General features: G+C 58.5%; 8 protein-coding genes and 1 pseudogene. 8 read left to right on the forward strand and 1 reads right to left on the reverse strand.

Annotation, left to right across the window (positions count from 1 at the left end):
• Positions 1–549, forward strand: a pseudogene (locus AC221Y_RS19195) (chromosome segregation protein SMC); the annotation flags it as partial.
• On the opposite strand, the gene AC221Y_RS19200 reads toward AC221Y_RS19195, so the two are convergent.
• On the reverse strand, positions 546–1,499 hold the full coding sequence (locus tag AC221Y_RS19200; RefSeq protein ID WP_486708060.1) for a DMT family transporter: 954 nt from the start codon (positions 1,497–1,499) through the stop codon (positions 546–548). The pseudogene AC221Y_RS19195 and the gene AC221Y_RS19200 overlap by 4 nt on opposite strands.
• A 72-nt stretch (positions 1,500–1,571) precedes the next feature.
• On the opposite strand from AC221Y_RS19200, the gene AC221Y_RS19205 reads away from it, so the two are divergent.
• The 7 genes from AC221Y_RS19205 to rimM all read left to right on the forward strand — a co-directional run.
• Positions 1,572–2,072, forward strand: coding sequence for a hypothetical protein (locus AC221Y_RS19205; protein ID WP_486708061.1), 501 nt, complete (start codon positions 1,572–1,574; stop codon positions 2,070–2,072).
• A gap of 186 nt (positions 2,073–2,258) precedes the next feature.
• Positions 2,259–3,755 (forward strand): signal recognition particle protein, encoded by a 1,497-nt coding sequence (gene ffh, locus AC221Y_RS19210; RefSeq protein ID WP_486708062.1) that lies wholly within the window; start codon positions 2,259–2,261, stop codon positions 3,753–3,755.
• Between the two features lie 6 nt (positions 3,756–3,761).
• Positions 3,762–4,286, forward strand: coding sequence for a GNAT family N-acetyltransferase (locus tag AC221Y_RS19215; RefSeq protein WP_299751657.1), 525 nt, complete (start codon positions 3,762–3,764; stop codon positions 4,284–4,286).
• Complete coding sequence (locus tag AC221Y_RS19220; RefSeq protein WP_486708063.1) at positions 4,283–4,696, forward strand: GNAT family N-acetyltransferase; 414 nt, start codon at positions 4,283–4,285, stop codon at positions 4,694–4,696. The genes AC221Y_RS19215 and AC221Y_RS19220 overlap by 4 nt, the downstream gene beginning before the upstream one ends.
• Positions 4,697–4,736: 40 nt before the next feature.
• Positions 4,737–5,033: a chorismate mutase gene (locus tag AC221Y_RS19225; protein WP_299751650.1), complete on the forward strand. Its 297-nt coding sequence runs from the start codon at positions 4,737–4,739 to the stop codon at positions 5,031–5,033.
• A gap of 19 nt (positions 5,034–5,052) precedes the next feature.
• The gene (gene rpsP, locus AC221Y_RS19230) at positions 5,053–5,460 is read left to right on the forward strand and encodes a 30S ribosomal protein S16 (protein WP_299751647.1); all 408 of its coding nucleotides are present in this window, start codon (positions 5,053–5,055) and stop codon (positions 5,458–5,460) included.
• Positions 5,461–5,486: 26 nt separating this feature from the next.
• The coding region (gene rimM, locus AC221Y_RS19235) for a ribosome maturation factor RimM (RefSeq protein WP_486708064.1) at positions 5,487–5,897 on the forward strand (411 nt) is incomplete at its 3' end.

Consider the following 5,897-nt stretch of genomic DNA (forward strand, 5'->3'; position numbering starts at 1 on the left):
GAAAAAACCGACCTGGAAGACGCGATCCGCGCCCTCAGAAACGGTATTGCCAGCCTCAACAAAGAAGGTCGCGAACGTCTGCTGACCGCCTTCGAGCAGGTCAACTCCAATTTCTCGCTGTTGTTCAAACACCTCTTCGGCGGCGGCGAAGCGAAACTTGTGTTGATCGAATCTGATGACCCGCTTGACGCTGGTCTTGAGATCATGTGCCAACCGCCCGGCAAAAAGCTATCCACGCTCTCGCTTCTTTCCGGCGGCGAACAAACCCTTACGGCCCTTGCCCTGATCTTCGCCGTGTTCCTTGCAAACCCAGCCCCGATCTGCGTCCTTGACGAGGTCGATGCCCCGCTGGACGACGCAAACGTAACGCGCTTTTGCGATCTTCTCGACGAGATGTGCCGCCGCACCAACACGCGCTTTTTGATCATCACTCACCACGCGGTGACAATGGCCCGCATGGATCGCCTTTTCGGCGTGACAATGGCCGAACAGGGCGTCAGCCAACTTGTCTCGGTTGATCTTAGAAATGCGGAAGCAATGGTCGCTTAAATGCGGCCGTGCGAAATCAAATATTCCCGCCTAAGCGTATAGAGCCCGGTGGAAATAATCACCGCGGCCCCGATCACCGTCCACATATCGGGAAGCTGACCAAAGACGACAAACCCGTAGAACGTCCCCCAGATCATCATGCTGTAATGGATCGGGGCGATCACCACGGCCATCGCCACTTCAAAAGCCTTGATGACACAGACTTCCGCCACACCGGCCAAAGCGGCAATACCCACAAGGATCATAACTTGTTGGCTGTCCGGCGTGATCCAGACAAAAGGCAAGGGCAGCGTTAATAAGGCACTGCCCACAATGGCTGTATAGACAATCGTTGTGGCGGTCTTATCGGTATCGCTCAGGGCGCGGGATATGATTTGTCGCACAGCGAAAAATGCCGCCGCAATCACAATAAGAAACGCCGCCGGGTGGATCACACTCATGCCTGGCCGGATTACGATCAATGTCCCGACAAACCCCAGGAACACCGCAATCCATCGCCGCATGCCCACAGGCTCGCGCAGGATGAATGCCGCCAACAGCGTCACAATGAACGGGGCCACGAAAGTCACTGCAACCGCGTCAGCCAACGGAACATAGCTAACCCCAACGATGAACAACGTCGCAGACCCGACCGCAACACAGCCCCTCAAAACCTGCAACTTCGGGTGCGACGTCCGCAGGATCGTCCGCCCATGGTAGGCAATCAAGAAAAACGCGCCGGCCAAAAGTCCCAACTGCCGGGTCCAGGTGATCTGGATTGGATGAAGCTCAGCCGTGAGGAACTTCGCCCCTGTATCCACTGCCGCAAACAGGAACATGCCGAGAAGCATCAACAAGACACCTTTACCGCTTTCCGAGCGACGGGTCGGCACGCCCGAGGGCGTTTCCGGCGGATTGGCCGAGGTTGCGATTTTGGATGCTCCTTTGGATCTGCCTCCCATCAAGCACATGAAGCCAATCCGTGGCAAGGCGAACAAAAGCGCAGCCTTTGATGAATGCCCTGAGGCTCCTAAGATCACCCCATGAAAATCATCCGCGACACCCCCGACCAACTGATCCTTGCCTCTGTGCCATGGCTCCTGTCGATCCTTCTGACCGCAATCATCCTTATTTTTGTCGCGGTCGGCTTGTCGCTCGTGTTTGACGGGGACCTCATGGGCCTGTTTTTCGCAATTTTCGGCGGCGGCATCGGAACGGCATGCTTTGTCGCCTTCGTCCGCCGCGTTCAGGTGATCTTCGACCGGCGGCAACAGACCTTCACCATTCGGCGCAGGACAGTCTTCGGATACAAGGAAAACACGCGCGCCCTTGGTGATGTCGATCACGCACTTGTTGAGCACACCACCAACTCGGACGGGCAACGCCTAGATCGTCCAACGCTTGTCATGCGCCGCGGGGGCGGTGATCTGCGCGTGCCGATCGTGACGACCTATTCCAACTCAAATCGTTCGGGCGACATTGTCGAAGCCATCAACCGCTGGATGGGTGACGGCGACCTTGACTCCGCGCCGCACGCGCCGTAATCCCGCATCAACCTCCGGGAGCATTGAATCTCCCGGTCCCTGTTTACAGGGATCGCCCCCCATCAGCGCGTCGCGCCCATGGGGGCGTTTGGCGTTTAGTCGGGTCGCGCCACTGGCGCGCTTGGCGTTTAGTCGGTCGGTGCATATGTGCCGATCAGGGATCAACGGGCAAAAGGGCCAGTGCGTATGTTTGAAAATCTCTCAGATCGCCTCTCTGGCGTCTTTGATCGTCTGACGAAGCAGGGCGCGCTGTCCGAAGACGACGTGAAAACCGCCCTACGCGAAGTCCGCGTCGCCCTTCTTGAAGCCGACGTTTCGCTGCCCGTCGCCCGCGATTTCGTCAAAGCCATTCAGGAAAAAGCCACGGGGCAATCCGTGACCAAATCGGTCACCCCCGGCCAACAGGTCGTCAAGATCGTCCACGACGAACTTATCCATGTCCTGAAGGGCGATGAAGACCCCGGCGCGCTTAAGATCGACAACCCACCTGCCCCGATCTTGATGGTCGGCCTGCAGGGGTCTGGTAAAACGACAACCACCGCCAAACTTGCCAAACGTTTGAAAGACCGCGAAGGCAAACGCGTCCTTATGGCCTCGCTCGACACCAACCGTCCGGCGGCGATGGAGCAACTTGCGATCCTTGGCGTGCAGATCGGCGTCGACACCCTGCCGATCGTTAAAGGCGAAGACCCGGTGGCCATCGCCAAGCGCGCGAAAACCCAAGCCAGCCTTGGCGGCTACGACGTCTACATGCTCGACACCGCCGGCCGCCTGCACATCGACGAAGAACTGATTGCGCAAGCCGCCGCGGTGCGCGACGTTGCCAATCCCCGCGAAACGCTCCTCGTGGTCGACGGTCTTACCGGTCAGGACGCGGTCAACGTCGCGACAGAATTTGACGACAAAATCGGCGTCACCGGCGTCGTTCTGACCCGCATGGACGGCGATGGTCGCGGTGGTGCGGCACTTTCGATGCGCGCCGTCACCGGCAAACCGATCCGCTTCGTCGGCCTTGGCGAAAAGATGGACGCCATTGAAACGTTTGAGCCCGACCGAATCGCGGGCCGCATCCTCGGCATGGGCGACATCGTGGCTCTCGTCGAAAAGGCACAGGAAACCATCGAGGCCGAACAGGCCGAGCGCATGATGAAGCGCTTCCAGAAGGGTCAGTTCAACATGAACGACCTGCGCAGTCAGCTTGAGCAGATGCTCAAAATGGGCGGCATGCAAGGCATTATGGGCATGATGCCCGGTATGGGAAAAATGAAGAACCAGATGGCCGACGCGGGCATGGACGACAAAGTCCTCAAACGTCAGGTCGCTCTCATTCAGTCCATGACCAAGAAAGAACGCGCCAATCCAGGCCTTCTTCAAGCCAGTCGCAAGAAACGCATCGCGGCAGGTGCAGGCTTGGAGGTTTCCGACCTCAACAAGCTTCTGAAAATGCATCGCCAGATGGCGGATATGATGAAGAAGATGGGGAAAATGGGCAAAAAGGGCATGATGCGCCAAATGGGCAGCATGCTTGGCGGCAAAGGCGGCATGCCCCCCGGTGGTATGCCAAGCCAGGCCGAGATGGACGCAGCGCAGGCACAAATGGGCAAAATGGGCGGCGGCTTCCCCGGTATGGGCGGTGGCGCGGCCCTGCCCCCCGGGCTGTCTGGGTTTGGTAAGAAAAAGTAATCCCAAATGACCGTTGCATTTCATATCCCCGAGATCGAGACCGATCGTCTCCGCCTGAGGCTTCCGAAAGCCTCGGATCTCGCTGCGCATATCGCATTTCGTACGTCTGAACGCAGCAAAGGCGTCGGTGGGCCCTTTGACGCGCAATCAAGTTTCCAAAGCCTCGAAGCGATCATCGGCCAATGGCACCTTCGCGGCTACGGTCGCTGGATGGTCGCCGACAAGGTAACCGATGAGCCCTACGGCGTCGTCGGCATTTATCATCCGATGGACTGGCCCGAAGCCGAAATCGGTTGGTCCCTTTATGAAGCCGGTGAGGGCAAAGGCATCGCCCATGAGGCTGCAACCGCAACGCGCGAATTCGCCTACACGGCTTTGGGCTGGTCCCGCATCGTCAGCCTGATCATGCCTGACAATGTGCGCTCGATCCGACTGGCCAAGCGCATGAACTGCCGCAAAACGGAGGCTTTCACGCATCCGGAATTTGGCGCGCTCGATATCTGGGTTCACGCTACGCGGGAGGCCGCATGAGCACCGTCGCCATCCCAGCCCTCGAAACTGATCGCCTGATCTTGCGGGCCCCGCAGATGAGCGATGGCGATATATTTGCGGACGTCCTCAAAAGCGCGCGTTCAAGGTGTGTCGGCGGCCCTGGCGGCGCATGGTTCCCGCCAACATGGCCGGAGCCTGACTTCGGCTGGCTCCTTTATGACGGCGCGCACGACGGCCAAGGCTATGGCACAAAAGTCATGGCCGCATTGCGTGACTTTACCTGGGATCACGTTGGCCTCTCAACCTGTGGTGCCTACATCGCCAACGACAATATCGCGTCAGCGGCTGTCGCAACGCGTCTCGGTGGAAGCATCGACGAAGATGCGCGGTGGTCAGAAACGGACGATCCCATCGACGCCTGGCGCTTTTACCCGAAGGGCAAGGCATAATGTGCACTACCTTCACAATCGCCGCCTCAGGAGCACGCCCATGACCGACGCCGTATCCCGCGCAGCCGAGCTTCTGGCCGGCCACCGCGACAGCATCGACCGCCTCGACGCCATCCTTGTCTACACCCTTGCCGAACGGTTCAAGCAGACACAGGCCGTCGGTCGCCTGAAAGCAGAACATGACCTCCCGCCCAGTGACATGGCGCGCGAGGCCAACCAGATCGAACGCCTTGAATGGCTCTCGAAAGAAGCGGATTTGGACCCCCAATTCGCAAAGAAATTCCTGGCCTTTATCATCCAGGAAGTCATCCAGCACCATAATCAACACCAGAAATAACTCTTAAAGGATCAACGACATGGCTATGAAAATTCGCCTCGCCCGCGGTGGCTCCAAGAAGCGCCCTCACTACGCAATCGTTGCGGCCGACAGCCGCATGCCACGCGATGGCCGCTTCATCGAGAAGCTCGGCACTTACAACCCGCTTCTCGCCAAAGACAACGAAGAGCGCGTGAAAATGAACATTGAACGCGTTCAGTACTGGCTCGACCAGGGCGCGCAGCCAAGCGACCGTATCGCACGCATGCTTGAAGCTGCTGGCGTTCGCGAAAAGACCGAGCGTAACAACCCGAACAAAGCTGTTCCGGGCAAGAAAGCTGCTGAGCGCGCAGAAGAAAAAGCTGCAAAAGCTGCTGCTCCTGCAGCAGAAGCGCCTGTTGAAGACGCAGCCCCAGCCGAAGAAGCAGTTGAAGAGGTAGCGGAGTAATCCGCGCCTTTTCAATGGTTTAAAACATGTCGGATCGGGTTTGCGTCGGCGCTATTGCCGGCTCATTTGGTGTGAAGGGCGAGGTGCGGCTGAAAAGCTTTTGCGCCGAGCCCGACGCCATCTCCACCTATGGGCCGCTCACGTCGGAAGACGGGGCGACATCTTGGGAGGTGCGCATTACGCGTTCCGTTAAAAATGGTTTTGCCGCACGCCTGACCGGCGTCGCCACGAAGGACGCCGCAGACGCTCTTCGGGGCGTTCAGCTTTTTGCGCCACGCGACCGTCTGCCTGACCTTGTCGATGATGAGTACTATTATACTGACCTGATTGGCTTGATCGTGCTTGATACCGGCGGCACCGAAATAGGCCGGGTGAAGGCCGTTCTGAACCACGGCGCGGGTGATCTTCTTGAAATCTCGGGAATGGGACTGAAGCAA

The sequence above is a fragment of the Boseongicola sp. genome (assembly GCF_057460485.1).